The 25,249-nt window shown below is 63.2% G+C and carries 25 protein-coding genes and 1 tRNA gene; 15 read left to right on the forward strand and 11 right to left on the reverse strand.

The features are described 5' to 3' along the window. On the forward strand, positions 1-234 hold a 234-nt coding region (locus Q0L94_RS10065; protein ID WP_296752992.1), incomplete at its 5' end, for a hypothetical protein. Further along, a tRNA-Arg gene (locus Q0L94_RS10070) sits at positions 212-288 on the forward strand. The genes Q0L94_RS10065 and Q0L94_RS10070, both read left to right, overlap by 23 nt. Positions 289-364: 76 nt before the next feature. On the opposite strand, the gene Q0L94_RS10075 is transcribed toward Q0L94_RS10070, so the two are convergent. From Q0L94_RS10075 to gshA, 7 genes are read right to left on the reverse strand one after another with little or no spacing between them, the layout of a single operon-like run. Then, positions 365-1,141, reverse strand: a complete 777-nt coding sequence (locus tag Q0L94_RS10075; RefSeq protein ID WP_296752993.1) for an ABC transporter ATP-binding protein — start codon at positions 1,139-1,141, stop codon at positions 365-367. Beyond that, entirely contained in the window at positions 1,134-1,697 is a 564-nt protein-coding gene (locus Q0L94_RS10080) for an ABC transporter permease (protein WP_296752994.1), read from the reverse strand. The genes Q0L94_RS10075 and Q0L94_RS10080 overlap by 8 nt, the downstream gene beginning before the upstream one ends. Next, positions 1,682-2,326, reverse strand: coding sequence for an energy-coupling factor ABC transporter permease (locus Q0L94_RS10085; protein WP_296752995.1), 645 nt, complete (start codon positions 2,324-2,326; stop codon positions 1,682-1,684). The genes Q0L94_RS10080 and Q0L94_RS10085 overlap by 16 nt, the downstream gene beginning before the upstream one ends. 10 nt (positions 2,327-2,336) lie before the next feature. Then, positions 2,337-3,311, reverse strand: a complete 975-nt coding sequence (locus Q0L94_RS10090; RefSeq protein ID WP_296752996.1) for a transporter — start codon at positions 3,309-3,311, stop codon at positions 2,337-2,339. After that, a complete protein-coding gene (locus Q0L94_RS10095; protein WP_296752997.1) occupies positions 3,311-3,736 on the reverse strand; it encodes an ABC transporter permease in 426 nt (141 codons plus the stop codon). Before Q0L94_RS10095 ends, Q0L94_RS10090 begins: the two co-directional genes overlap by 1 nt. Continuing rightward, positions 3,733-4,422 carry a DUF4198 domain-containing protein gene (locus tag Q0L94_RS10100; RefSeq protein ID WP_296752998.1) on the reverse strand — a complete coding sequence of 230 codons (690 nt, stop codon included), beginning with the start codon at positions 4,420-4,422 and terminating at the stop codon, positions 3,733-3,735. Before Q0L94_RS10100 ends, Q0L94_RS10095 begins: the two co-directional genes overlap by 4 nt. Further along, complete coding sequence (gene gshA / locus Q0L94_RS10105; protein ID WP_296752999.1) at positions 4,419-5,753, reverse strand: glutamate--cysteine ligase; 1,335 nt, start codon at positions 5,751-5,753, stop codon at positions 4,419-4,421. Before gshA ends, Q0L94_RS10100 begins: the two co-directional genes overlap by 4 nt. 445 nt (positions 5,754-6,198) lie before the next feature. On the opposite strand from gshA, the gene Q0L94_RS10110 reads away from it, so the two are divergent. After that, on the forward strand, positions 6,199-7,179 hold the full coding sequence (locus tag Q0L94_RS10110) for a LysR family transcriptional regulator (RefSeq protein WP_296753000.1): 981 nt from the start codon (positions 6,199-6,201) through the stop codon (positions 7,177-7,179). Between the two features lie 194 nt (positions 7,180-7,373). Here Q0L94_RS10110 and Q0L94_RS10115 read toward each other — a convergent pair whose 3' ends face one another. Further along, a complete protein-coding gene (locus tag Q0L94_RS10115) occupies positions 7,374-7,559 on the reverse strand; it encodes a hypothetical protein (protein WP_296753001.1) in 186 nt (61 codons plus the stop codon). Between the two features lie 25 nt (positions 7,560-7,584). Here Q0L94_RS10115 and Q0L94_RS10120 point away from each other — a divergent pair, with 25 nt between their 5' ends. The 7 genes from Q0L94_RS10120 (at position 7,585) to Q0L94_RS10150 (ending at position 15,045) form a co-directional block, all read left to right on the forward strand. Next, the gene (locus Q0L94_RS10120) at positions 7,585-9,312 is read left to right on the forward strand and encodes an FAD-dependent oxidoreductase (RefSeq protein WP_296753002.1); all 1,728 of its coding nucleotides are present in this window, start codon (positions 7,585-7,587) and stop codon (positions 9,310-9,312) included. A 205-nt stretch (positions 9,313-9,517) separates the two neighbouring features. Continuing rightward, positions 9,518-10,222 (forward strand): glutathione S-transferase N-terminal domain-containing protein, encoded by a 705-nt coding sequence (locus Q0L94_RS10125; RefSeq protein WP_296753003.1) that lies wholly within the window; start codon positions 9,518-9,520, stop codon positions 10,220-10,222. 40 nt (positions 10,223-10,262) lie between these two features. Then, positions 10,263-10,775, forward strand: a complete 513-nt coding sequence (larC, locus tag Q0L94_RS10130) for a nickel insertion protein (protein WP_296753004.1) — start codon at positions 10,263-10,265, stop codon at positions 10,773-10,775. 100 nt (positions 10,776-10,875) lie between these two features. Continuing rightward, a complete protein-coding gene (locus tag Q0L94_RS10135; protein WP_296753005.1) occupies positions 10,876-12,189 on the forward strand; it encodes a LarC family nickel insertion protein in 1,314 nt (437 codons plus the stop codon). After that, positions 12,186-13,010, forward strand: coding sequence for a hypothetical protein (locus Q0L94_RS10140; protein WP_296753006.1), 825 nt, complete (start codon positions 12,186-12,188; stop codon positions 13,008-13,010). The genes Q0L94_RS10135 and Q0L94_RS10140 overlap by 4 nt, the downstream gene beginning before the upstream one ends. Next, positions 13,007-13,771, forward strand: a complete 765-nt coding sequence (gene larB / locus Q0L94_RS10145; RefSeq protein WP_296753007.1) for a nickel pincer cofactor biosynthesis protein LarB — start codon at positions 13,007-13,009, stop codon at positions 13,769-13,771. Before Q0L94_RS10140 ends, larB begins: the two co-directional genes overlap by 4 nt. A 101-nt stretch (positions 13,772-13,872) precedes the next feature. Then, the gene (locus tag Q0L94_RS10150) at positions 13,873-15,045 is read left to right on the forward strand and encodes an outer membrane protein transport protein (RefSeq protein WP_296753008.1); all 1,173 of its coding nucleotides are present in this window, start codon (positions 13,873-13,875) and stop codon (positions 15,043-15,045) included. Between the two features lie 121 nt (positions 15,046-15,166). Here the strand turns inward: Q0L94_RS10150 and Q0L94_RS10155 are convergent, their stop codons facing one another. Beyond that, a complete protein-coding gene (locus tag Q0L94_RS10155) occupies positions 15,167-17,164 on the reverse strand; it encodes a sigma-54-dependent Fis family transcriptional regulator (protein ID WP_296753009.1) in 1,998 nt (665 codons plus the stop codon). Between the two features lie 334 nt (positions 17,165-17,498). On the opposite strand from Q0L94_RS10155, the gene Q0L94_RS10160 reads away from it, so the two are divergent. The 5 genes from Q0L94_RS10160 to Q0L94_RS10180 all read left to right on the forward strand — a co-directional run bounded on the left by Q0L94_RS10160 (position 17,499) and on the right by Q0L94_RS10180 (position 22,523). Then, positions 17,499-19,358: a hypothetical protein gene (locus Q0L94_RS10160; RefSeq protein ID WP_296753010.1), complete on the forward strand. Its 1,860-nt coding sequence runs from the start codon at positions 17,499-17,501 to the stop codon at positions 19,356-19,358. Between the two features lie 49 nt (positions 19,359-19,407). Then, a complete protein-coding gene (locus Q0L94_RS10165) occupies positions 19,408-20,625 on the forward strand; it encodes a 6-carboxytetrahydropterin synthase (protein ID WP_296753011.1) in 1,218 nt (405 codons plus the stop codon). Positions 20,626-20,687: 62 nt separating this feature from the next. After that, positions 20,688-21,086 carry a DUF971 domain-containing protein gene (locus tag Q0L94_RS10170; protein WP_296753012.1) on the forward strand — a complete coding sequence of 133 codons (399 nt, stop codon included), beginning with the start codon at positions 20,688-20,690 and terminating at the stop codon, positions 21,084-21,086. 71 nt (positions 21,087-21,157) lie between these two features. Then, the gene (locus Q0L94_RS10175; RefSeq protein ID WP_296753013.1) at positions 21,158-22,036 is read left to right on the forward strand and encodes a fructosamine kinase family protein; all 879 of its coding nucleotides are present in this window, start codon (positions 21,158-21,160) and stop codon (positions 22,034-22,036) included. Between the two features lie 7 nt (positions 22,037-22,043). Beyond that, complete coding sequence (locus Q0L94_RS10180; RefSeq protein ID WP_296753015.1) at positions 22,044-22,523, forward strand: LEA type 2 family protein; 480 nt, start codon at positions 22,044-22,046, stop codon at positions 22,521-22,523. Positions 22,524-22,539: 16 nt separating this feature from the next. On the opposite strand, the gene Q0L94_RS10185 is transcribed toward Q0L94_RS10180, so the two are convergent. Beyond that, a complete protein-coding gene (locus Q0L94_RS10185; RefSeq protein WP_296753016.1) occupies positions 22,540-23,295 on the reverse strand; it encodes a hypothetical protein in 756 nt (251 codons plus the stop codon). A 137-nt stretch (positions 23,296-23,432) separates the two neighbouring features. Beyond that, entirely contained in the window at positions 23,433-25,025 is a 1,593-nt protein-coding gene (locus Q0L94_RS10190; protein WP_296753018.1) for an ABC-F family ATPase, read from the reverse strand. Between the last annotated feature and the right edge of the window lie 224 nt (positions 25,026-25,249).

The raw sequence follows: 25,249 nt of genomic DNA on the forward strand, positions 1-25,249 counted from the left end.
CAGCAGGGGCGCGAACAGTCCGGCAACAACGGAAATGATGACTTCCTGCGGGGTGGCTTGGGTCATCTTGGCGTGCGAATCGGCCATGAAATTATCCTTGGTGGGGGTGGCGTCGAAAGCCGCGATTATAAGGAAAGCGGCATCGACAGGAAAGGGCGGCGCCCCGGCGGATGGACGGCGCGCGGCAAACCGGCTATGCTTCGCCGACTTTGCGCCCGTAGCTCAGCTGGATAGAGTACTGCCCTCCGAAGGCAGGGGTCGTGCGTTCGAATCGCGCCGGGCGCGCCATATTCATTCAACAGATTGTGTGGACGGCGTGGTCTGCATGATCTTTCCGGCAGGCGTCTATCGACCCTCGCGGCGGTCACTGCCAATCATGGACATGCACATGCGCGTGTTCGATGCTGTCGTGGCGGTGCACATGCCGATGCGCCAAACCCGCTTGCTGCAACAATGACAGGTCGGCCAGGGCTGTCCTGATGGGGCCGTCGAACAGAATGCGGCCATGCTGTCCCAGCACGATGCAGCGCTCGCCTAGTTCGGCGGCCAGCGACAGGTTGTGCGTGGCGACCACCAGGGTTTTGCTCGAATGCAGCAGCATGTCGATCAGCCAGCCGACGGTGGCCGGATCGAGGCTGGCCGACGGTTCGTCGAGGAGCAGCAATTCCGGGTCGAGGGTCAACAGGCACCCGAGTGCAACTTTCTGTTTCTGCCCGCCGGAGAGCACGAACGGCGCCTTGTCGAGAAGCGCATCCAGCTTCAGCTGGCCGCTCCAGTACGCAACCCGCTCGTCGACGCCCGTCAATCCCAGTTGCCGGGGGCCGTAAGCGAGCTCTTCCCGGACCGTCGGGTTGAACAGCATGGCTTCGGGATGCTGAAACAACAGTACGCAGGCCTTGCGGAAAGCCCGGCTGTTCCCGGCCGCTTTCAGATGCCGGCGCGTCAGCGCGTCGCCCTTCCAGTACACCTCGCCCGCCGTTGGCTCGACAAGACCATTCAGCAGCGTCAGCAGGGTCGATTTCCCGCAACCGTTCGCCCCGAGCAGAACGACTTTTTCGCCGGCATCGATGGCGAAACTCAGGTCGTCGAGCAGCCTGTCCTCGTCCGGCCAGGCGAAGCCGACGTTGCGCAGCTCAATCATCGAAGGCGCCCCGCGAACGCATCGCCAGCGCGGCCTTGCTGGCTGAGGCCATCGACTTGTCCAGCAGCGTGTGCGCCTGCGAGGCCGCGTGGCGGGTTCGGTCGAGCAGGCCGGGCGGTAGCGGGTTTCTGCTCTGAAACGCCATCCGGAAATCGCGCAGGACGCGCTCGAACGTCTTGATCTGGCCGATGGCCAGCGTGGCGATCAGGCGCAGCAGGGGGAAGCCGGAGAGCGCACCCAGAAGGTCGACCGATTTCACCAGCCAGAAACCCAGGAACACCAGCAGCAGAACGCGAATATTGACGAGGAGCAGGTAGTGTCCGTGGAAATTGCCTTGCCAGAGGGCGACGGCCGTATAGCCCAGGCTCACCGTCAGGTTGAAGGCCGCCACCGCCAGCAGGGTCTTGCGCAGTATGGGCCAGGCGTTGCTGCCCGCCCCGAGCAACGCGAGCGCGAACAGGGCAGCCAGGACAGCGGGCGCGTGAATGAACGTAATGGCGACCACGCTCGCCAGATAGACGAGCAGCCAGGCTTGAGGCTTCAGGCGAGCGCCCATTTTCGTGCTTTCACGTATCGCAGGATCAGAACCGTCAGGACGGCCTCGCCCACGCCGATGATGGCATGGGGAATCAGCACGGCAGGCAGCGTCACGGCCAGCCCGAACGGGAAAAACAGCGGCGTGCCATCCGGCCTGTGGGCAATGATGGGCTGAATTCCCAGGACGACGGCAACCACGAGCCCGGAGACGACGACGGAAACCCAGGCCGCCGCCCCGATCGAAACGGTATCGCCCAGACCCTTGAGCAGCTTGCGGGTGGCGACTGCCGCCGCCGCGCCGACCAGCCCTATGGCCAGGGCGTTGACGGCCAGCGCTGTGATGCCGCCCGCGCCGAAGAACAGCGACTGGAGCAGCAGCACCAGACTGTAGGCGGCGAAGGCCAGACGCACCCCGAACACCAGCGCCAGGAGGGCGATGCCCAGCGCATGCCCCGAGGTTCCGCCCGGAATGGGCACCATGACCAGCCCCAGACCATAGGCCAGCGCGGTCAGCATCGCCAGCCGGGGGACCGTCGTCTCGTCGAGCGTCTCCCGCAAGCCCTTGGCCGCCCAGGCCCAGGCCACCGCGGCCACCGCATAGGCCGGCAGATAGGTCTGAGGGGAGAGGAAACCGTCCGGGATGTGCATGGCGACCGAATCAGAACAGCAGCGAAGCCGAAAAGATCAGGCGATACTTCTCTTTGCCTTCGGCACCTTGTTGCTGGCCGCGCTCGTTCAGCCGGGTCCAGACGGGTTTCTTGACCCCGAGCGCAAAGCTCATGTTCTGCCAGTAGGCGCGTACGCCCGGCATGGCATAGACCATCTGCCCGCCGGTGCCGTCGGCGGGCACGCCGTTTTCCTTGTCGCGGCCGAGCGAGAGATATTGCAGCTCGATGACCGGGTCCAGGCGGAACCTTTTCTCGGGGAGCGTCCAGCCGCGGTATGACAGTGCCGTGTTGAACCGGTTTTCGGCGCCGAAACGCACGCTCTGGCCGTCATCGTAGGTGTAGTCCCGGAAGCGGAGGGTGGATGCTTCCATGTTCAAGGTCAGCCTGTCCGTGAGCATCTTGCTCATGCTGATGCCGAGGGAATACGACGGCTCGCCGAAGCCCAGCGATTTGCCCGGATCGATCGTGCCGTCGTCCAGACGATGGTTGGCGTCGCCGGTCGGCAGCGTACCGCCCGCGAAGACCGAGAAGTGCCAGTCTTCCAGATCGTCCAGGCTTTCGTTGTCGGGCACCAACTTGAACCCGTCGTCGTACTTGAAGCCGACCTGGCCCATGACGGACATGTCGGCGACGCCGCGGGAATTCAGGCCGCCGGTTTCGTCGATTTTTTCGTGGTAGGGAACGAAGGCGTAGGCCGAGAACCAGGAGGTGACGCCGTACCCCAGGCCCAGCATGGTGTACCTGGCGTATTTGGCGTTCGGCGCAGCCCAGTCGTAGGTCTTGTAGCGGGCATCGTCCACCTTGAAATAAGCCAGCGCCTTGCCTTCGGGCAGAACCGTGGATGTTGCGGACTCGATTGGCGCGCCGGGGCCGTTCAGACTGGCGGCGCCCACCCCGGCAATGCCGTGGTGCGCAAATGCAGGCAAGGACAACAGTGAAAGCACAGAGGCGGCGGCGATTTTCATTACGATCTTTTCCGGAGAAACAGCTGAAAGATTCCGAACAGCCCGAAGACGATGCCCAGGCCCGAGGCCAGCAACAGGGTTCGGGGAAGTTCAGCGGCAGCCGGCGTGACGCCTGCCGCGGCGCCGGCCGCCACCTTGATGACCTCGTCGACGCCGTGGCCGTCGGCCGAATAGGCCTTCAGGCGCCATTCCGTCCGCGTGCCCGGCAGGAAGACGACCTGCCCGTGCGGCGTGGTGCGCCCTACCTGGTCGGGCGTGGCCTTGCCCGGGACGTAGAGCTCATAGGCCTCGAAGGCGAAAGGCTGCCCGTCGGCATAGCTCAGGCGAACCACACTTGCCTCTTGCCGGGTGGTTTCGAGCTTGACTTCATGGGCCCAGGCGACGCTGCCGAGCAACGCGAAACCAAGCCCTGCGACGCACTTCATTTGACTATCTGGAACTGAAGGGCGGCCGTCCGGATGGCGACATCCGCCTTGCCATCCGCCAGCGGGGATTCAAGGCTGGCTTCGAGCAATTGCAGGCCGCCCCGGCGCAGGCGAATCGCCACCTTGCCGTCCGCACCCGAGGTGCCGCGGGTATTCCCCGCGTAGGCCACCGGCACGCCGGCAACCGGTTTGCCGTCGTCCGTGACCAGCACGACCAGCTTGTCGCCCGCCTTGAGCGGCAAGGGATTGGCCGTCGGCGTGATTTCAAGGCCCGCGCCGATCGGATGGGGGCTGCCATCGGTCCAGCGTTCGACGAGTTTCAGGGATTCTTCGGAGTACCAGCTTCTGACGACGCCCGATATGCCGGTCCTGGGAACATTCCGGGTTTCCCAGGCGGTTTTGGTCCAGTAGCCGGTCGAGAATGTCGCATGCAGGGTGGCGCACTCGCTGCTGAGCCTGGCCGGGTAAGCCTTGGCCGCGCCGAATTGTTCGGCCGCGCCATGGGCGTCGATGCACGTGAAGTTCCTGGCCATGCGGGCTTCATACGGCACCACGTCGACGCCGTCGTGGCTGGCGTGGCGATGCCCCTGATAGAGGGTGTAGGTGTTGCCTTCCTTCTCGAACCAGAGGTCGTGCGCCCAGGCGGTGGTGGCGACGAAGCCAAGCAGGAACAGGGCGTATTTCATGCCGACAGGCACTCCATCAGGGTAAGCGGGCCGCACGCGCGTTCTGCCCGGGGTGCGTGGCGCTGGAGTTCCAGGCTGGCGGCCAACAGGGCCAACTGGGCCACGACGCCATAAGCGAAGAAGCGGTTGGGCGGGGCGTCCGGCCCGCAGCACGGATCCGGCATCGCACAGGAGCCTTCGAAGGACAGGGGCTGGAAATGCATGCCGGGCGCGTTGAGATTCTCGTCGCGTCGGCGATCGGCATGCGCGCGGTAGAAACCGCCCACTACGTAGCGGTCGATCATGTAAATCGCCGGCTCGGCAGCGGCGCCGTTCACGGTTTCCATGGTAGGCACGCCTTCCTGGACGAGCACTTCGGTGACGGGCAGACCTTCTTTCACCACGGCCATCTTGTTGCGCTGTTTGCGATTGAGGCCTTTCACTTCGGCAGCATCGCGCAGCGTCATGATGCCCATGCCGTACGTGCCGGCATTGGCCTTGACGATGACGAAGGGCGGTGCCTTGATGCCGTATTCGCGGTACCTGGCCCGGGTGCGGGACAGCACGGCGTCGACGTGGGCGGCCAGGCGCTCCTCGCCTGTCCGTTCCCGGAAATCGATGCTGTCGCAGACGGCGAAATCCGGATCGATCAGCCAGGGGTCGATGCCGATGGCTTCGGCGAAACGGGCGGCGACTTCCTTGAAGGCCGCGAAGTGATCCGATTTGCGCCGCGTCGCCCAGCCGGCATGGAGCGGCGGAATGAGCGCCTGTTCGCGGAGATCTTCCAGGATGCCTGGTATCCCGCCCGACAAATCGTTGTTGAGCAGGATGACGTCAGGGTCGAAATCCTGAAGCGTCAGGCGACGCCGTTCGGGCCCGGGGCGCAGCACGGGCTCCAGCACCAAGCTCTGGCCATCGGCAAGGGGAATTCGCGTCGGCGCGGCGATTCCGGGCAGCAGGCTGCCGATGCGCACGTCGAGGCCCGCCCGCTGCAGAATCGTGGTCAGTTGCCGCACGTTCTGCAGATAGAACGGGTTGCGGGTGTGGCTCTCCGGGATCAACAGCAGCTTGCGGGCGCCGGGGCGGTGCCGCTCGATTGCCGATACGACGGCTTGCGCGCACAGCGGATGGAACAGCGCAGGGAGATTGTTCCAGCCGCCGGGAAACAGGTTGGTGTCGACCGGCGCCAGCTTGAAACCGCTATTGCGCAGATCGACGGAGGCGTAGAAGGGCGGAACGTGCGCTTGCCATTGACCGTGCAGCCAGTGATTGACGGCAACGGCCTTGTCCAGGAAATGCTTTTCCAGATCCAGCAGCGGGCCGGCGAGGGCTGTGGTGAAGCGCGGAATCACCGGAGGGCCTCGGCGCGCATGCGCGTGCGACGTTCGGAAGGACGTTCAGCCGGATTCAGCCGGGAGAACCTTGTGGGGATGAATCGCGAGTGTAGGTACAAACGCACGGGCCGTCTCCAAAGGGGCGAATCGATCAAACGAGACCTTTCCGGCGGCAGCGGCGGCGCCAGGCGTCGTCACGTGCATAAAGCCAGGGTCTGCCGGAACCGGTCAATTCATGGCGGGGTACCGCCTCGTTTCGCTGCTGTCGATACTTCCTGTTTCCGGGAAGACGGCCCCGCAACTTAAATGCATTGTCCGCGCCCTCTGCCGGGCATTGAAATTATTAATAGACATGTCATTCATTTGGACATGCAATGAATGATCCTGCTTTGTTTGATGGAGAATTGCTATACAAGTAAAGGTGCTGTGGGCCTCCGCAGTGCCGTGTAGGAGGTGGTTCGCCATGAGCATCAGTGAATACCGCTTTGCCTGCGCCGTCGCCAGCAGCGGGTCGTTTACCGCTGCCGCCGATGCGTGCTTCGTGACCCAGCCGACGTTGTCGAATGGCATTGCCCGGCTCGAGCATGAGTTCGGCGAGCGCATCTTCGTGCGCACGACGCGCAAGGTGACGCTCACGCCGTTCGGAGAATATATCCTCCCCTACCTGAGCGAAATAGTGCACGCCCACGAGACGCTCAAGCGGCAGGTGCGTACTTTCGGCACGCCTGAAGCACGCGCCATTCATATAGGGTTGTCGCCCTTGATCGATGCGAGCCTGGTGGCACGGGCGATCGCCCCGTTTCACCATAAATGTCCCGAAATCGAAATCGTGCTGTGCGAAATGAACCTGGCGAGCCTGGAGCGCGAGTTTGCCGAAGGCCGTATCGATTTCCTGATCGAGGTCGGCAACGTCACAAAGCGCTCGTGCCAGAGCATCGTCCTGTATCGTGAGCCGCTGGTGTTCGTGCCGCGCGGCGGCATGCCGCAGGAAAAAACGGCCGGTCATAGCGTGTGTCTGACGGATATCGCGGAGGAAACCTTCGTGATGGCGCCCAACGACGCGTGCGGACTTGCGCGCGCTACGCGCGAGCTGTTTCGCAGGCATCGCTGCAAGCTGAATGAGTACGCCGGAGAGACGCTGAGCTGTCAGGTTCTGGAAGAGTGGGCGATGCTGGGCATCGGCGCGGCCATTCTGCCGGGTTCCAAGTTGGCGGGGCTGAAGAGTCGGGCTCTCCCGATCACCGACAAATCCGGCCTGGACGTCGATATCCCCGTCACCGTAACCTGGTCGCGCAAGCTCGCGGCCGACCCCCGTGTATCGGAATTCATCGAGCATTTGCAGGCGGCATCGTCCCTGAAGCCCAACGGCAAAAAGACCCGGCCGGGCAAAAAGACCCGGTTGAAACAGACAGAGACGGATTTGCCGAAACCCTGCGAGGTGTGACGCCGCGTAGCGCGGTCGGCCCGCACGCAGCACCGATGGTCTGATCCGCTTCCGGGCGCGATCAGCACAGGCCGGTTTGCGAATGCCCTTCGCTGCCGCAGTGCGCGACAGCGGACGCAATCCCCGAACACAGTCCGAATCGGCAACCGCCGTTTGAATTCCTGCGTCCTGCGTCGCCCGGCAATCCGCGCCGGTCACGACTTGCGATGATTCATGCCTGCCGTCCGGCCGGGCGCAGCCTTATTGAATATCCAAATAAATGACATGTGCATTGACAATTTCAATGCATGGCAGGGGGCGCGGAAAATCCGTTGCAGGCTGCGGGCCGTCTTCCCGGAAACAGATAAAACAGGCAGCAGGCGGGACAGGCGGCGCCGCATGGATACAACGATTCCAGGAGGCACGATGGATTTGCATCCCAACCCTGCGCGCGATAACGCGCAATTGTCGCTTGGGCGGACGAAGGCGCGCAAGACCACGGTCATCGTCGGCGGCGTCGCCGGCGGCGCATCGTGCGCCGCGCGACTGCGCCGCAACGACGAACACGCCGACATCATCGTTCTGGAACGCGGCCCCTACGTTTCGTTCGCCAACTGCGGCCTGCCCTACTACCTGAGCGGCGTCATCGAAAAGGAAGAGGATTTGCTGCTCTCCAGCCCGGCGTTCTTCAGGCGCCGCTTCGATATCGATGTGCGCACTGGCCACGATGCCGTTGCCATCGACCGCGCCGCGCGCACGATACGCGTTCAGCCGGGCGACGGCCCCGGCTACGAACTGGCCTACGACGCCCTGGTCTTGTCGCCCGGTGCGCAACCCATCCGCCCGCCTCTGCCCGGAATCGACCTGCCCGGCATCTTCTCGTTGCGCACCGTGCCGGACGGCAACCGCATCAAGCAATGGATCGCCCGCCACAAGGCCCGGCGCGCCGTGGTGGTCGGGGGCGGCTTCATCGGCCTGGAGGTCGCCGAGAACCTGCACCATCTGGGCATCCAGGTCGTCCTGGTCGAACTGGGCGACCAGGTCATGTCCACGATCGACCGGGAGATGGCCCAGCCCATGAGCGACGCCATCCGCGCTGCCGGCGTCGACCTCCGTCTGGGCACCCGGGTGAGCAGCTTCGAGCCGGGCGCCCGGGGCCGGGGTCTCAAGGTCGGTTTTGCGGATGGCAGCCGGATCGACACCGACCTGGTCGTCATGGCGGTCGGCGTGCGCCCCGAAAACAGCCTGGCCCAGGCGGCCGGGCTTGCCCTGGGGCCGCTCGGCCATATCTCGGTGGATGCCCGCATGCAGACTTCGGATCCGTATATCTACGCCGTCGGCGATGCGGTCGAGGTGCTGTGCGCCATCACCGGCCAGCGTACCGCCGTGCCGCTTGCCGGCCCCGCCAACCGCCAGGGCCGCCTGGTCGCCGACGTCATCGCGGGCAAGCGGCGCGGCTTCCGCGGCGTGCAGGGCACCGCCGTATGCGGCGCCTTCGGCCTGACCCTGGCCAGCACCGGTTTGAACGAGCGCAGCCTGCGCGAACTGCGCATCCCGCATGAAGTTGTCTATGCTCACCCGCGCAACCATGTCGGCTACTACCCAGGCGCCAGGACCATCAGCATGAAACTGCTCTACGACGCGACCGACGGACGCGTCCTGGGGGCTCAGGCCGTCGGCCAGGACGGTGTCGAGCGGCGCATCGACGTCATCGCCATGGCCATCCAGATGGGGGCCAGCGTCTTCGATCTGGAAGAGGCCGAACTCTGTTACGCGCCCCAGTACGGCGCCGCCAAGGATCCCGTGAACATGGTCGGCATGATCGCCGCCAACGCCATGCGCGGCGACCTGCCCATCGCGCACTGGAGCGACGTTGGCCACGACGCCGCCTCCATCCTGGACGTGCGTACCAGGGAAGAAGTGGAAAAGGATCGCCTGCCGTACGGAATGCATATCCCCATCGACGAATTGCGCGCGCGCCTGCACGAGCTTCCCGTCGACAGGCCCATCCACGTGGTTTGCGGCGTCGGCATGCGCGCTTACAACGCCATTTGCCTGTTGCGCCAACGCGGCTACCGGGCCAGTTTGCTCCCCGGCGGTTTTTCGACCTGGTCGCATCTCAATCCCCCGGAACAGAGGCCTGCGCAAGGCTGACGCCGCAGGCTTGCAAGCCGGCATGAGCCGCAAGGACAAGCCGCGACAACTCATAGCAAGCGGGAATGGATGGCATGTACTTAAACAATTCGTCACGAAAAAAACGCGCGGGTATCGTTTGTTGCAACTCGATGTTGCATCGAGTTGCAACAAGAAAACAGAAGGAGCGACTTCAGTTGACCCACCATCTACAAGGAGAGAAGACATGGCAATAAAACTCTACGATCTGGCCGCTGCGAATCCCAAAATCATGTTTGGTCCGTTCTCGTGGCGCAGCCGTATGGCGCTGCTGCACAAGGGATTGGACTTCGAAGTCGTGCCGTGGCATTGGAATGAACCGAATATCGGGCCTAAGAATCTTGCAAGCGTGCCCGTGCTTCATGATGGCGACAACTGGATCGGAGACAGCTGGGACATCGCGCTCTACCTGGACAAGCAGTATCCCGACAAACCGACTTTGATGGCTGGCGCGGAAAGCCAGGCGGCAGCGCAGTTCGTCATGGGCGTTTGCGGCGCCATGGTGTTTCCGGGGGCAATCCCTGTTGCCGTCTATCAGGCATTTCAAATTCTCGACGAGGGCTCGAAACCTTTATTCCGCAAGAGCCGGGAAGAAATGTTCGGCTGCACGCTGGAAGCCATTCACGTCGGCGAGGAGAAGGGCAAGGCGGGCCTGGCCACTGCGCTCGCGCCGTTCAATGAAACCTTGGCCAGTTCTTCGTTCCTGGGCGGCGATGCGCCGACCTATGCCGACTACGTGCTTTTCGGTGTGCTCAAGTGGGTCGATATCGTGAGCAGCTATCGCGCCATCGATGAATCCAGCGCGGTAGGCAAGTGGTTCGTGCGTCTGGAGAACATGTACGACGGTTATGCCCGCGACGTGCCGACCGTTCGCAACACGCAAATAGCGTGAAGCAAAAGGCAGCGGCCCGGATCGGGGTGTAAGCAGGCATATGGCAGAGCCGATACGTCTCATGATGGCGCAGGTGGACGATGTCCCGGGCGAGTTGCTGGGCGAGTTCATCCGGCGTGCGGAGTCGCTGGGGGCCCGCAACGTGCAGGTCGTGGCAAGCGTCACCAAGAAAGGCCGCCCCGGGTACATCGTCTATGTCGACGTACCCGGCGAGATCGAATCGGAAGTGGCTTTCCTGCTCGGCTCCGAATTGGGCGCATGGGGCTATCGCGTCCTCAACGCCGAGCATCATCATTTCGAGATCGAGCGTTTCAGCGTCCCGTTGGAGGTCGATGCGGACGATGCGACCTACAGCTTCACGATCCGGATGAAGACGGTATCCCGCTCGGGCACGCTGCTGCGCGTCAAGGCGGAACACGATGACCTGGCGTCGATCTGCCGAACCCTGAGGGAGGCCCAGCACCAGGTTCCGGTCATGGTCCTGAAGGCTTCGGTGGAAAGCCAGTTTTCCAACCAGCACCTTACCGGCGCGCCCTTGCGCGTGAAGATCTGATGCCGGATCGACAATCCGCATGCCCGCGACTGCCGGGCGGCATCGCCGGGATGCGTGCCGGCGAGCGATCGCGTTTGAAAAGAGACAAGGAACAGGAGTAATGCACATACATCTGGATCCGCTGGGCGGCGTTGCCGGAGACATGTTCGTGGCGGCCCTGCTCGACCTGCGTCCTGAACTGGCGTTGCCTGCCATTGCGGCAGTGCGTGCCGCGGGCCTGGGCGACGACATCGAACTGGCGTTCGTGCCGTTCTCGGATGGCATCCTCGCCGGCGGCCGTTTCGACGTGGCCGAATCGCCGCAACGCGGTCTGCTCAAGCATGGCGCCCGCCAGGCGCAGGCGGTCGGGCACCAGCACACGCACGAACACCAGCATGCGCACGAACACCAGCATGCGCATCACGAAGACGACGCGGCCGGCCACGGCGACGCATACGTTTATCAGCGGGCGAAACAGCACAGCCATACGCGGTGGTTCGACATTCGCGCGCGCCTGGAGGCATCCGCGCTTGAGCCCGCCGTGCGCCGGCGTGCAATAGAAATCTTTACCCTGCTCGCCGAAGCCGAAGCGCGCGTTCACGACAGGTCCGTGGAAGACGTCTCGTTTCACGAGGTCGGCGCATGGGATTCGATTGCCGATATCGTCGCCGCGGCATTCCTGATCGAATCGCTGATGCCATGCGAATGGTCCATCGGGCCTATTCCGATCGGATCGGGTCTGGTTTCGACGGCGCACGGCATGTTGCCCGTTCCCGCGCCGGCAACGGCATTGCTGCTCGACGGCTTCCTCTGCTTCGACGACGGCCTGCAAGGCGAACGCGTCACCCCGACCGGAGCCGCCATCATCCGGCACCTGCGGCCCGCCAGCGGCATCGGTCAGGCGCCGCGGCGGCTGAAAAAATCGGCGCACGGCTTCGGAACCCGGCGGCTGCCCGGCAGAAGCAACGTGTTGCGGGCGCTCGAATTCGAGACGGCGGCATCGGGCGTTGGCGCGGACCGGGTCGCAGTCATCAATTTTGAAATCGACGATCAAACGCCCGAAGACCTTGCGGAAGGCCTCGACAGGCTGCGCGCTGTGGAAGGGGTGATCGACGTGACCCAGCATCCGGCGACGGGCAAGCGCGGCCGGACGATGGCCGCGATTCAGCTCCTGGCGAAACCCGAATCGACGGCAACGGTTTCCGCCGCGTGTTTCGCCGAGACGACCACGCTGGGCCTGCGCGTGCAAGTGACCGACCGGCTGATCCTGTCGCGGCACGAGGCACTGGCAAGCGATGGGGTTCGAGTGAAATTCGCGCAACGCCCCGCCGGCCTGACGGCGAAGGCGGATATCAAGGATGTAGCGGACGCCGACGGCCATTCCGGACGGCAGCGGCTACGGGAACGTGCAGTATCCGAGGTGGAATCGAAATGACGAATGATTCGGTATTGGCGGACATGGGCCGTCTCACGGCCGTGCTCGAGGATTGCGGGCCCGCGGCGATCGCCGTCTCCGGCGGGGTGGACAGCCTGACGCTGGCTTTCGTGGCGCACCGCGAACTCGGCGGCAAGGCGATGATGTTCCATGCCGTGTCGCCCGCGGTTCCGCAGAGCGGAACCGAGCGGGTCAAGCGCTATGCGGCAAGCGAAGGGTGGGACTTGAGCATCATCGACGCCGGCGAATTCGACGACGAACGCTACCGGGCGAACCCCGCCAACCGGTGCTTCTACTGCAAGAGCAATCTTTATGACGCTCTGGCGCAGGCGACCCGGCGACAGTTGCTGTCGGGCACCAATCTCGACGATCTCGGCGACTGGCGGCCCGGCCTGCAGGCCGCGGCGGAGCACGCCGTCCGGCACCCCTTTGTCGAAGCCCGCATCGCCAAGACCGCGGTGCGCGCCATCGCCAGCCGCTACGGGCTGGACGAGATCGCGGAGCTGCCGGCGTCTCCTTGCCTGTCGAGTCGCGTGGAAACCGGGATCCGGATCATGCCCGAGGCGCTCAGATCGATCGACGAGATCGAGAGACTGGTTCAACGCGTGCTGAATCCGGAGACGGTGCGGTGCCGAATCAGGCGTCAAGGGCTGGTGGTGGAGCTGGACGAAGCGTGCTACGCCCGCCTCGACGGCGAGCAGCGCGCCAGGGTGCTGGCGGAACTCGATCGCCTGAGCGGCCTGCAAAAGAACCCGTCCACGGATGCGATCGAATTTGTCCCGTATGTTCGGGGCAGTGCCTTTCTGAGGAACGAAACATGAGCAAATCAGAGGTCAAGCTGGATCACCACCGGGCAAACCGTATCGGTATCGAGGAAGCGATCTATTGCGCAGGCAAGTCCGATGCGCAGATCGAAACCATCCTGAGTGAATTGCGTGCGGTGCGCAAGAGCTGCCTGTTGACGCGGCTCAGCGCGGAAAGCTACGCCAGGATCAGCACCGGGTTTCGGGGGATGCTGGATTACGAGCCTGCTTCCCGAACGGCTTTCTTCAACTGGCGTGCGAAGCAGCCAGGCCCGGCACAAGTAGCCGTCTTGACGGCAGGCAGTTCGGACGTGCCCGTGGCCCGGGAAGCGATCCGTACGCTCACCTACGCGCACGTCGATTCGCTCGCCGTATTCGACGTCGGGGTTGCAGGTCTGTGGCGGCTTACGGAACGCATGGAGGAGATCAGGGCGTATCCGGTAGCCATCGTGGCGGCCGGCATGGATGCCGCCCTGCCCAGTGTCGTCGGCGGGCTTTTCCCGGGGCTGATCATCGCCATACCGACATCGGTCGGGTATGGCGTGGCCGCGGGCGGAACCACGGCCCTGAACGCGATTCTGGCGTCCTGCGCCTCGGGCATCACGACGGTCAATATCGACAACGGTTATGGGGCGGCGTGCGCAGCCCTCCGTGCGCTCAACGTGCAACGGCGGATCGGCCGCACTGTAGCCGCCGATGAAGGCGACAAACCTGCGTCAGTCCAGGATCGAGCCTCGCCGTCAGGCGAAGCGAAAACCCCCGGTTTTCTGACAACCTGATTGGGCACAGTGCACGTCTGCCTTGCAGGCGTGCAAAGGCAAATGCCATCCGCATGGCATCGAACAATTTCCAACACACGATAACGAATGGAAGGAGAGGTATGAAGAAAACTCAATTAATGGTGGCACTTGCAACTCTCGGCTTTGCCGGATCCGCCCTCGCAACCAACGGCTACTTCTCCCATGGCTACGGCATGAAGGCCAGCGGAATGGCCGGTGCATCCACCACCAACACCGAAGATACCTTTTTCGGCGCCAACAACCCCGCCGCAGCGGCTTATGTTGGCAACCGCATCGATCTGGGCGCGAGCGTGTTCAGCCCGATCCGCGAGACCTCGATGACAGGCACGGGGCTTACCATCGAGAGCGACCAGAATTATTTTCCGGTTCCGGAATTCGGCTACAACAGGATGCTGAATCCCGACCTTGCGCTGGGCGTGACGGTTTACGCCAACGGAGGGATGAATACCAACTACCCATCGAATCCCGGCACCACGACCAACATGTTTGGCGGTAGCGGTCGCTTGGGGGTTGACCTCATGCAAGTGGTCATTGCGCCCACCGTGGCATACAAGCTTGCCCCCAACCATTCCGTCGGCATTTCTCCACTTGTGGCTTACCAGCGTTTCAAGGCCGATGGTCTGGATGGCATTTTTGGCCCCCAGACCTCCGAAAATGACGATTCCTTCGGCTATGGCGTGCGCGTGGGTTACCTGGGCAAGATCACTCCGACCGTCACCTTCGGTGCGGCCTATGCCACCAAGATGGAAATGGACGAGTTCGACAAGTACAACTGGCTGTTCCTGGAAAGCGGCGACTTCGACATGCCCGAGAACTACAATATCGGCGTGTCCTGGCAGGCATCCCCGGCAGTAAGGCTGGTTCTGGACTACCAGCGCATCAATTACTCCGACGTTCGATCGGTTGGTGCCCCCCAAACTGCTGGCGGCTTCGGGTGGGACGATATGGATATCTGGAAATTGGGGGTTGAATACAAGTACAACAAGCAGTTGATACTTCGTGCCGGCTACAGCCATGCCGATAGCCCGATCAAGTCCGAGGATGTGACCTTCAACATTCTGGCGCCTGCTGTCGTCGAAGACCACGCCAGCGTGGGGTTCACCTACACGCTGGCTTCCGGCAACGAGCTGACTGTGGCCTACACGCATGTCCTGGAGAATGAGGTGTCCGGTCCAAACCTCTTTGGCGCCGGCACGGATAGGATTCAGATGTACGAGAACCAGGTGGGCGTTCAGTACAGCTGGAAGATGTGACGCCAGAGACTGCAAGATGTTGCATGATCGAACCGGGCCGCAAGGCCCGGTTTTTTTGGCGCCGTAACTTCGACTTTTTTGAAGCGGAAATTTACGGCCGTGTTGTGTTTGATCCTGTCGTTTACTTGTTGAGATCGATACGGAGATTCTTCATCTTGCGATACAGGGTATTGCGGCTGATGAACATGCGCTTGGCCGCCAGGGTCATGTTCCAGCGGCTATCTATCAGATTCTGAAGAATAACGACGCGTTCCGCAGCCTCGGGGACGGACAGGCGGCCCACTTCGCCAATTGCGGTTGTTTCAACCTCGGACCCAGGGGATTCGCCGGTAATTTGGATGACCGTTTTTTGGCAGCAGCTGGAGAATTCCTCAGGCAGATCGCAGACATCGATTTCATCGCCCTCCCGCAGCGCCAGGGTGGTCCGCAGCACATTGCGCAGTTGGCGGAGATTGCCGGGCCAGGCGTAAGCATCGAGGCATTTCATGGCCGCGGGGGACAGCTGGATCTGGTCATCGTTGGCTTCCAGAGCGACGAGATGGCGGATGATCGCCTGACGGTCCTGACGCTCCCTCAGGGGAGGCAGGGTGAGGCTGATGCCCTGCAGACGATAGTACAGATCCTCTCGGAACTTTCCTTCCGCGACCAGTTCCTTGAGGTTGCGGTGGGTGGCGCTGATGAGCTTGATATCTATCTTGACCGGGGACTCTCCGCCCAGCGGCACCACCTCGCGCTCCTCCAGCACACGCAGCAGGCGTGCCTGGAGCAGGAGCGGCATATCGCCAATTTCATCCAGAAACAGCGTGCCACCGTTGGCCTGGAGTATCTTTCCCCGGCGCCCACCTCGGCTTGCGCCCGTGAAGGCGCCGGATGTATAGCCGAATAGTTCGCTCTCGATCAGGGATTCGGGAATCGCCACGCAATTGACCGCCACGAAGGGCTTGCTGGCGCCGGCATATTCCGCATGTACGGCTTTGGCGAACACCTCCTTGCCGGTGCCGGTTTCCCCCGTAAGCAAAATGGGGATGTCCTGGCGCAGTACCCGTTTGGCGCAATGGACGTTGTATGCGATGCGGGGTTCGCCGAACTGCAGGTTGTCCAGGTGAACGATCGTAGCGTCCTCGCGCAGGGAAGCGCTGACAGGCTGAACAGACTGGATCGGCGTCATGGCGCTCAAGGAGAAGTCGCTGTTTTCAGGCAGCTTGAGCAGCGAGTAGAAACGATTGCCGTGGCGGGTCTCGTAAAGGGGCAGGGGTGCAAGCCAAGCCCGGTTCTTCCGGCTCAGCAATCCTTCTATCCCGATATTGAACAGCGTGCGCAAGGTGCGCCCCGCCAGCACATCGGATCGCTTCAATCCCAGATGGGAGAGGGCGCTGCGATTGGCAGCCAGAATGCGGCCGCTTTCGTCCAGCGCCAGTATGCCTTCCCGCAAGGTGCCTATGGCCTCGGGGCGGCTATGGAAGCGCAGGGCATAGTGATTTCGAAAGTGGCTGAGGAAGGCGCGGTTCTCGATCGTCTGGGCCAACAGGTCGATCAGCGCCAGAGTGTGCTGCTGGGCCAGCCGGGAGAAGCTGGAAATATTCAGCACGGCCAGCAGTTTGCCCTCGTGGTTGAAAACGGGGGCGGCGCAGCCGGTCAATCTCACGTTGCGGGACAGGAAATGCTCGCTGTGATGCACCAGAACGGACTGCTGCTCGATGGTGCAAGTGCCTATGCTGTTGGTGCCCTGGTGGCGCTCGCTCCAGTTGCCCCCCTGGACCAGGCCATATGCCATTGCGCTGTCGCTGAAAGCCTGATCGCCTATCAGATCCAGTACGACCCCATCCGGGTCAGCAAGCAGGACTGAGAAGCCTGAACCGGCAAACTGCTGGTAAAGGCCGGCCATTTCTACTTGGGCGATGGCCAGCAGGTAACCCAGGCGCTCCCGGCGGGTGTCGAGATCGTCGGAATCCACCCTGATCACAGGCTGATCGCCGTCCGGGTCGAGGCCGAACTCGTGGAGGCATCGATTCCACGAGCAGGCGATGAAGGGCTGCACCTCCACCTGCTTGACGGAACGATCCTGACCGACGATAGAGTTGGCCAAGCGGGCGTGATACGAGATGTCTTTCCGTTCCATGCATTCGATCGCATTTATAGAAGTACCAACCGGAAAGAATTCTCCGTGTGCACGACGGGATAATGAAATTATTAGTACGCATACGATTTATTCATTTTTTCAATGAATGGCGTGTGCGTTCGATCGCTGTGCCCGGCGCTCTCCCGCTCGTCGAGCGCCGGGCCAAGACTTATAGCAGCGGCAAATAACTTGCATGTACTTAAACAATTTCCAACGCGGCATGCCGTGCGCCACCATCGAATCGCCAAACAAGCCACCGCTCGCGCTGTTTTCGATAAAAGCATGAAGGCATGCGGATTTCAGCCGGAACGACCTCGTATGAACAAGGCAAGCAATGGCCCCGCCGCCTTGCCGAAGCGGCCATGAACAACTCTCTACAACCCCTAGCATGAAAGAAGGAGGAAACATGTCTTCAACGCAACCGACCGAGCGCGAGCAGGTCATCCTGGCCGCCACGACCGCCGCAACGGCCAACCCGAACTGGATCACGAGCGACATGGTCGACGCATTGATGGGCGGCCATGGCCAGTTGAACATCGCCACGTTCAGCGTGGCCGACATCCTCGTCGCCGAACTGAAACGCGGCGCGGACAACAAACTCCGTCTTACCAATGCGCCGTCGCAAGGCATCGACGAGCTGCTGAGCAAAACGATCAAGGCGGCGATGGCCGCGGGGGCGATGCCGGCAAATGCCGCCCTGATCAGTGCGGTGATGCTCTACCTGACCGGAACGCGGGCGCAGATCGGCGTTCCCGCCGGCAATCGAAAACTGGGCGCCACCGCGCGCATGATCGCCGGCGTCGACCGCTGCGGCGTGTCGGCCATTCCCACTTCGAAGAAGAACAACAAGGTCTCCGGCTTTCCGGCGGTGATGGCGCTCTACGAGGCCATGCGGAAAGGTGAGCTGTCGCCGATCAGCGGATACGATCTGCCCATTTCCGGCGGCCCGCTCATCGGTCACGGTGCCCTCGGCGAGGACATCATCTTCCCGGCCATGGCCGACAAGGGTGCGCGTATCGCGACCCAGGCCATGATGGATGCCTTCGCGGGCGGCGGCATGAAGCCGAGCGCCTTCAATAGCGCGGTACTCGGGGCGGCCGCGATACTCGAGATCATGCATCCGGATGCCGCGGTCGCCGACGAATACGGGCCTTACGAGAAGACCACCACTACGTTTGTCGCCGGCAAGGCGGCTGCGGAAACGGCGGGGCTGCCCGAGAAGATCACAGTGCTGCTGACGGGGCAGGAGTATTCGACCGGACAGTTGATCGGCGATCTCGGGCTGATTTTCAAGGATATCGGCGGACCCTCGGTCATCGGCATCATGGCGGTGGACGAGATGATGGGAATTTTCACGCCGGATTTCGCCGGCCATGCCGGGCCCGTGAACCCGCCGCTCGGACACATCTCCACCGACGCGGTCATCGCCATGAAGCTTTGGCTGGAGGAAGGCGCGACGCAGGAATCCGTCAGCGATGCGCTCAGGAAACGCCGGGAGGAATTCCTTTTCGACCCCGAGATTTCGATGATCTCCATGAACATCGTCGCCAAGAAGGCCGCGCAACTGCGCAGGGGCCCTGTCACCGATTCGATGATCCTGGCTTCGGAACCGGTTCTCGCCAAGGCGCTTTATCGGCGTGCGGCCAAGGCATACGACGACCTCAAGGCCGGCAAGGAACTCGGCCAGATCGTCCGGGAGCTGGACGACGAGCGCAAGCACAAGGTCGAAAGGAACGTGGGCGCGTTCTTCAGCAAGATGATGAACAAGTCGATATCGCTCAGCCTGACGCACATCGGCCCCGGCGCGCGCAGAAACAACAAGCTCGCCAAGGAATGGATGGCGTTCGACACCCATCTGGATGTCGAGGTGACGATAGACGGCGTCACGACGAAGATCGAGCGCATGTCCGACCGCGTCCTGCCGGACCTGGCCCAGGGCAAGCGGAAAGAACTGATGGAAGCGTTCATGCTGTCGGTTCCGCTGGTCAGCGAGCTGATGTTCTCGTCTTCGGTCAGTCTGAACGTCACGGTACCCGCGGCGGTGGCAGTGGCCATGGGCCGGATGGATGCCGACGAAGCGGCCAAGATCGCGCAGAAGGCGGGCTACATCAGTTGCGGCATTCCTGGCGCCGACGTCCACGCCAGACTCGCGGGGCGCGCGGCAAAAACCTTCATGGGCGTCCAGGTGGTATGACGGCGGGCGGGCGGCTGTTCGCAGCGCCGTGCAGCCGCGGAGGCGCTGCGTGAACTGCAAGGAATGCGGCGCCAGCGTGGCCGAGCTGGACACCCGTCACCTGCTGGGGTGCTGCGGCCTGACGTTGCAGGAATACGCGCTGCGCCATGCCCTGCCGCTCGATCTGCTGCTGAGTCCGGACAGGCTCGGCGCCGGCATCGCCGACGCCGAGTTGCCGCGCATGCCTGCAGCCGGGCCGAACGAAGCGGCAGGCGCGGTGCTGGCAGGCCTGCAGCTGGCCGGCCGCGTGCGCAAAGCCGGTTCGCAATGCCACATCAGCGGCGAAGTCGCATGGCTGGACCTGCTGTTCTGGGACATGGCCCAGCTCGCCCCCTACGGATTCCGGTTCCACCAAGCCTACCAGTACGCCGCCGACGCGCACCGGGTCGTTGCGAGTAACCAGCTTGCGGCGCTGTGCGGAAATCTGTCTTCCCCCTGTCTGTCGGCCGGATGTCTGGCGTCGGAACGGCGTTTGAAATACGCCACCTATCTGGCCCATGCGGGTGAGCTGCATGCCGGCTACCTGTTCATGCCGTTCGATTCCGCCGATGAGGCCGACGATACCGCCGAATATTTCTCGCGCGAACTGCTTGCGGCCACCTGCCGCCTGGATGCCGGCACGCCCCTGCTGCGCACGCAAACCCGCGCCGATGCGGCCAGGCTGCTGGACGGCCTGCGCCAGGAACTGGAAGCCATGCCCGGCGTCTGGCAGCGCTTCCACCCCCGAACCCCCGCCGTCGCCGTCAGCAAGGAAGTGGTGTTCGACTCCGCCCACTTCCTGACCGACCACCCCGCGAAATGCAGCAACCTGCATGGCGGGCGTTACGTCCTGCACGTAACGGTAAGCGACACCATCGACCCGGTCACGGGCTGCGTACTGGACTACGGCTACCTCAAGCGGGTGGTAAACAAGCGCGTCGTCGAATGCTTCGACCATCACACGCTCAATTACGCTAACCCTGAACTGGCCTGGCGTTCGACGACCGAACTGCTCAGCGTTTTCATCTGGGAGCAGTTGATCGATTTTCTTCCGGGGTTGAGCCGGCTCACGCTATACGAAACGCCTCAGTCGTGGTGTCAGTACACCGGACCGGATCTGGAAACCTGGCAGCAGCGGGGCGGCAACCCGCTGTTGACGCGTTTTACCGACCCTGCCCTGGGCCGATCGCCCTGGCGGCAATCTCTGTACGAGAACCCGCGTGAAAAGGAGCGGGTTCATTACGATTGATCTTGCCGCCATGCGAAGCGCGGGTAAACTTATGCGCCTGTATCCCTGAAGGTTTCGCGATCATGACCATTCCCACTCCCACCGACATCAAGCTCCACCAGGCTTCACGCAAGCTTGAAATTGCGTTTACCGACGGCGCGCGGTTCGAACTGCCGTTCGAATTCCTGCGCGTCTACTCGCCGTCCGCCGAAGTGCGCGGCCACGGTCCCGGCCAGGAGGTGCTGCAGGTCGGCAAGCGCGACGTGCTGATCAATGCCGCCGAGCCGGTCGGCCTCTACGGCATCAATTTCTTTTTTTCCGACGGCCACAACACCGGGATCTATTCCTGGGAGTATCTCCACGACCTCGGCACCAATCAGGCCGTCCTGTGGGACGAGTACCTCGGACGGATGGAAGCCGCTGGCGCCTCGCGCGACCCCGGCATCGCCAAAATGTTCGAGCAGCGCCCCAAAGGGAAGTAAGCCGCGATGCGCGTCCGCCGAGCCTGGCCCAGCGCGCCCTGCGGGGCGCGTTTTGTTTGGGCGCTGCCCGCATGACGCTCGCTGCCGCCGTTGCCGAAGCGATCGGTGCCGCCACCGGTACGCCGTTCGCGGCGACCATGCTGAGCCCGGTTGGCGGCGGCGATATCAACCAGGCCTTCGGCATGAGCGACGGTGCGCGCCGCTATTTCGTCAAGGCGAATCGAGCGCAATGCTTGCCGATGTTCGAGGCCGAAGCGGCTGCGCTGCGCGCGCTCGCCGCGGCGCAGGGCGTGCGGGTGCCGCAGCCGCTGTGCACGGGCGCGGCGGCGGGCCAGGCCTTTCTGGTGCTGGAGTATCTGGACCTGCACGGCAGCGGCGATGCCGCCCGGCTGGGCGAACGGCTGGCGCAGCAGCACCGCGTGCCGCAGCCCCGATTCGGCTGGGCGCACGACAACTGGATCGGCAGCACGCCGCAGCGCAACGGCTGGGCGCGCGACTGGATCGCGTTCTGGCGCGACGGACGGCTCGGCTACCAGCTGGAGCTGGCGGCGCAGAACGGCTACGGCGGCGCGCTGCAGCGGGACGGCGAGAGATTGCTCGCCTGCCTCGACGCCTTCTTCGACGGCTATGCGCCCGCCCCCTCGCTGCTGCATGGCGATCTGTGGGGCGGCAATCACGGCTACCTCGCCGATGGGACGCCGGTGATTTTCGATCCGGCGATCTATGTCGGCGACCGCGAATGCGACCTCGCGATGAGCGAACTGTTCGGTGGTTTCGCAGCGGATTTTTACGCCGCCTACCGCGCGGCCTGGCCGCTCGACCCCGGTTATGCGGCGCGCAAAACGCTCTACAATCTTTACCACATTCTCAACCACGCCAACCTGTTCGGCAGCGGCTACGTGGCGCAAGCCGCGCGCATGACCGCCCAGTTGCTGGCGCAGATTCGATAGGCTTTCCATGTTGCAGCGTCTGCTCGTTCTGTTTCTCGCGCTCGGCCTCGCCGCCTGTACCGGCCTGCCGCTGAACGCCGTCGCCCCCAAGGTGAGCGTCGCCGAAGTCGACGTCAAGAGCCTCGGCCTGTTCGAGCAGCACTTCGACGTGGGCTTGCGGGTCAGCAATCCGAACGATTTCGCGCTGAATATCGAGGCGCTGGATTTCGAGCTGGAGGTGAACGGGCGTCCGTTTGCCCAGGGGCTGTCGCGTGTGCCGACGCTGATTGCGGCGACGTCCAGCACGGTGTTGCGGGTGGACGCGATCATGCAGTCGAAGAATCTGATCCAGCAGATCAAGACCCTGCCGCCGGAATCGCTGAAGCAGGGGGTGCCCTATCGCATCAAGGGCCGCGTCAAAACCGACCGCTCGTCCCGCTGGCTGCCGTTCGATCATGCGGGCGTAGTCGGCGGCGACGAGAAAAGCCCCAAGGGCCGCGCAATCTGATTGCCCGGGGCGCGGCTCAGCCCGCCAATGCCCGCAGGACGGGCACATCCAGCCCGAACTTGTCCGCGTGCCCGATTGCGCGCGCCAGCCGCGCCGGCGCAGAGCGTCCGGTGCAGCCGTGATCGGGGTCGCCGTCGAAGGCTTCGAGCATGCCGGCGATCAGCGCGTCGCGATCATGTTGCGCGCCGCTGAGCGCGTCCTGGATGTCGATCACCGCGTTCGCCACCTGGCGCGCGAAAGCTTCGTGCTGCGTCCACAGCTGCGATACGGTGCCGCCGGTTTTCAGCCCGGCGAGGTTGGTGGTGAGGATGTAGACGTTCTTCCTTACCAGTTCGAACAGCAGTTCGTCGCCCAATGCGACTTCGCGGCACGGCAGTTCGATGGCAGTGAGCGCGCGGCACAACAGCGCGGCGCCGGGGCCGGCGACGGGGGATGCGATCAGCGGCCTGGCGTCGATGCCCTTCTTCTTCTCGAACCACACCGAGATCACCGTGGGGTCGCTGTAGCCGTGCGCCTGCCAGTCGCGCGGGAGCAGCTCGTTCTGGATCAACGCGGCGCGCGGTTTCCAGACCTCGGGCAGCGCCGCCAGTACAGCGTGCAGGTCGTTCTCGGCGACCGCCACCAGCACCAGCGCCGGCGCGGGGTGGGCGTGTGCCAGTGCAGCCATGTCGTCGCCGCGGTTGAGTGGAACGACCGTGTGTCCGGCACGCAGCAGGCCGCCGGCAAACACGCGGCCGAGCTGGCCGAGACCGATGACGACGACTTCGTTCATGCTGGCTCCAGGGAAAATCTATCCGCGAATACCCAGAGGGCATAAAGGGCGCGAAGAACCGCGAAGAAATTCAAAATCACTTCAAAATGTTTCAGGTTTTCTTCGCGCCCCTTCGCGTCCTTCGCGGACAAAAAGGTTTACTCAAGCCCCTTCGAATGCAGGTATTCGTCGTAGCCGCCCATGTAGAATTCGACGCCTTCCGGCGTGATTTCGAGGATGCGGGTGGCCAGGCTGGAAACGAACTGACGGTCGTGCGAGACGAAGATCAGCGTGCCCTTGAACAGATCGAGCGCGAGGTTCAGCGACTCGATCGATTCCATGTCCATGTGGTTGGTCGGCTCGTCCATCACCAGCACGTTGTGGCGGCCGAGCATCAGCTTGCCGTAGAGCATGCGGCCTTTCTCGCCGCCGGACAGCACGCGCACCGATTTCTTGACGTCGTCGCCGGAGAACAGCAGCCGGCCGAGGATGCCGCGCAGCACCTGCTCGTCGTCGCCGGGCTGCGTCCACTGATGCATCCAGTCGGTGAGGTTCTTGTCGCTGTCGAAGTCGGCGACGTGGTCCTGCGAGAAATAGCCGACGCTGGCGTTTTCGCTCCAGCGAATCTCGCCGAACTGCGGCGTCAGTTCGCCCATCAACAGCTTCATCAGCGTGGATTTGCCGACGCCGTTGCCGCCGATGACGGCCATTTTTTCGCCGGCTTCCAATGAAAAGCCGAGGTTGGTGAACAGCGGCGAGCCGTCGTAGCCGAACTTGAGATTCTCGACCTCGAGCGCGCGGCGGTGCAGCGCCTTCTCGGGTTCAAAGCGGATGTAGGGGTTCTGCCGCGAACTCGGCTTGAAGTCCTCGATCTTGATCTTGTCGATCATCTTCATGCGGCTGGTGGCCTGGCGCGCCTTCGACTTGTTGGCCGAGAAGCGGCGCACGAATTCCTGCAGTTCGGCCACCTTGTCCTTGGCCTTGGCGTTGGCGCTGGCCTGGCGTTCCTTGGCCTGGGTCGAGGCCAGCATGTAGTCGTCGTAGTTGCCCGGATAGACCTTGATGGTGCCGAAGTCGAGGTCTGCCATGTGGGTACAGACCTGGTTCAGGAAGTGGCGGTCGTGCGAGATGACGATGATGGTGGCGTTGCTCTCGTTCAGCACGTTCTCCAGCCAGCGGATGGTATTGATGTCGAGGTTGTTGGTCGGTTCGTCGAGCAGCAGGATGTCGGGGTTGGAGAACAGCGCCTGCGTCAGCAGCACGCGCAGCTTGAAGCCGGGCGCAATCTGGCTCATCGGGCCGTTGTGCTGTTCGGTGGGGATGCCGACGCCGAGCAGCAATTGACCGGCGCGCGCCTCGGCGTCGTAGCCGCCCATCTCGCCGAATCTGGCTTCCAGTTCGGCGGCGTGCAGGTAATCTTCCTCGCTCGCCTCCGGGTTCATGTAGATGGCGTCCTTTTCCTGCATCACCTTCCACATCTCGGCGTGGCCCTGCAGCACCACGTCGAGCACGCGCTGCTCTTCATAGCCGAACTGGTCCTGGCGCAGCCAGGCCATGCGTTCGCCGGGGTCGAGCGAGACGTTGCCGGCGGTCGGCTCCAGCTCGCCCGCGAGGATTTTCATGAAGGTCGACTTGCCGCAGCCGTTGGCACCGATCAGGCCGTAGCGGTTGCCGTCGCCGAACTTGACGTTGACGTTCTCAAACAGGGGTTTGGCGGCAAATTGCAGAGTGATGCTGGAGGCGGTAAGCACGGAGGTGTCCTGAAATGCGGGAAAAACGTGGCATTTTAGCACCCTGTGACGGAGGCCACAGGCGCCCCCGTCCGCAGCTTGCTCTAGTGTCGTGACTCAGAAATATCGCAACATGAAACGGCGTCTTTTTCCGCATGGCGGCGTTGCTCGTCGTTGCCATAGAGCCGGCTATGTCGCCCACCCGCAAGGGGTAGGCCGTGGTTGTAAAGCCGATAAATCGGCAA

The organism is Thiobacillus sp., from assembly GCF_024708915.1.

Coding starts and splice junctions, on each gene's coding strand:
- Q0L94_RS10140 (WP_296753006.1), top strand. CDS start 12,186: ATGACGAATGATTCGGTATTGGCGGACATGGGCCGTCTCACGGCCGTG.
- Q0L94_RS10095 (WP_296752997.1), bottom strand. CDS start 3,736: ATGAAGTGCGTCGCAGGGCTTGGTTTCGCGTTGCTCGGCAGCGTCGCC.
- Q0L94_RS10085 (WP_296752995.1), bottom strand. CDS start 2,326: ATGCACATCCCGGACGGTTTCCTCTCCCCTCAGACCTATCTGCCGGCC.
- Q0L94_RS10100 (WP_296752998.1), bottom strand. CDS start 4,422: ATGAAATACGCCCTGTTCCTGCTTGGCTTCGTCGCCACCACCGCCTGG.
- Q0L94_RS10160 (WP_296753010.1), top strand. CDS start 17,499: ATGGCCCCGCCGCCTTGCCGAAGCGGCCATGAACAACTCTCTACAACC.
- Q0L94_RS10090 (WP_296752996.1), bottom strand. CDS start 3,311: ATGAAAATCGCCGCCGCCTCTGTGCTTTCACTGTTGTCCTTGCCTGCA.
- Q0L94_RS10125 (WP_296753003.1), top strand. CDS start 9,518: ATGGCAATAAAACTCTACGATCTGGCCGCTGCGAATCCCAAAATCATG.
- Q0L94_RS10170 (WP_296753012.1), top strand. CDS start 20,688: ATGACCATTCCCACTCCCACCGACATCAAGCTCCACCAGGCTTCACGC.
- Q0L94_RS10075 (WP_296752993.1), bottom strand. CDS start 1,141: ATGATTGAGCTGCGCAACGTCGGCTTCGCCTGGCCGGACGAGGACAGG.
- Q0L94_RS10115 (WP_296753001.1), bottom strand. CDS start 7,559: ATGCGGCGCCGCCTGTCCCGCCTGCTGCCTGTTTTATCTGTTTCCGGG.
- Q0L94_RS10135 (WP_296753005.1), top strand. CDS start 10,876: ATGCACATACATCTGGATCCGCTGGGCGGCGTTGCCGGAGACATGTTC.
- Q0L94_RS10155 (WP_296753009.1), bottom strand. CDS start 17,164: ATGGAACGGAAAGACATCTCGTATCACGCCCGCTTGGCCAACTCTATC.
- larC (WP_296753004.1), top strand. CDS start 10,263: ATGGCAGAGCCGATACGTCTCATGATGGCGCAGGTGGACGATGTCCCG.
- Q0L94_RS10080 (WP_296752994.1), bottom strand. CDS start 1,697: ATGGGCGCTCGCCTGAAGCCTCAAGCCTGGCTGCTCGTCTATCTGGCG.
- Q0L94_RS10120 (WP_296753002.1), top strand. CDS start 7,585: ATGGATTTGCATCCCAACCCTGCGCGCGATAACGCGCAATTGTCGCTT.
- Q0L94_RS10110 (WP_296753000.1), top strand. CDS start 6,199: ATGAGCATCAGTGAATACCGCTTTGCCTGCGCCGTCGCCAGCAGCGGG.
- larB (WP_296753007.1), top strand. CDS start 13,007: ATGAGCAAATCAGAGGTCAAGCTGGATCACCACCGGGCAAACCGTATC.
- Q0L94_RS10185 (WP_296753016.1), bottom strand. CDS start 23,295: ATGAACGAAGTCGTCGTCATCGGTCTCGGCCAGCTCGGCCGCGTGTTT.
- Q0L94_RS10150 (WP_296753008.1), top strand. CDS start 13,873: ATGAAGAAAACTCAATTAATGGTGGCACTTGCAACTCTCGGCTTTGCC.
- Q0L94_RS10175 (WP_296753013.1), top strand. CDS start 21,158: ATGACGCTCGCTGCCGCCGTTGCCGAAGCGATCGGTGCCGCCACCGGT.
- Q0L94_RS10180 (WP_296753015.1), top strand. CDS start 22,044: ATGTTGCAGCGTCTGCTCGTTCTGTTTCTCGCGCTCGGCCTCGCCGCC.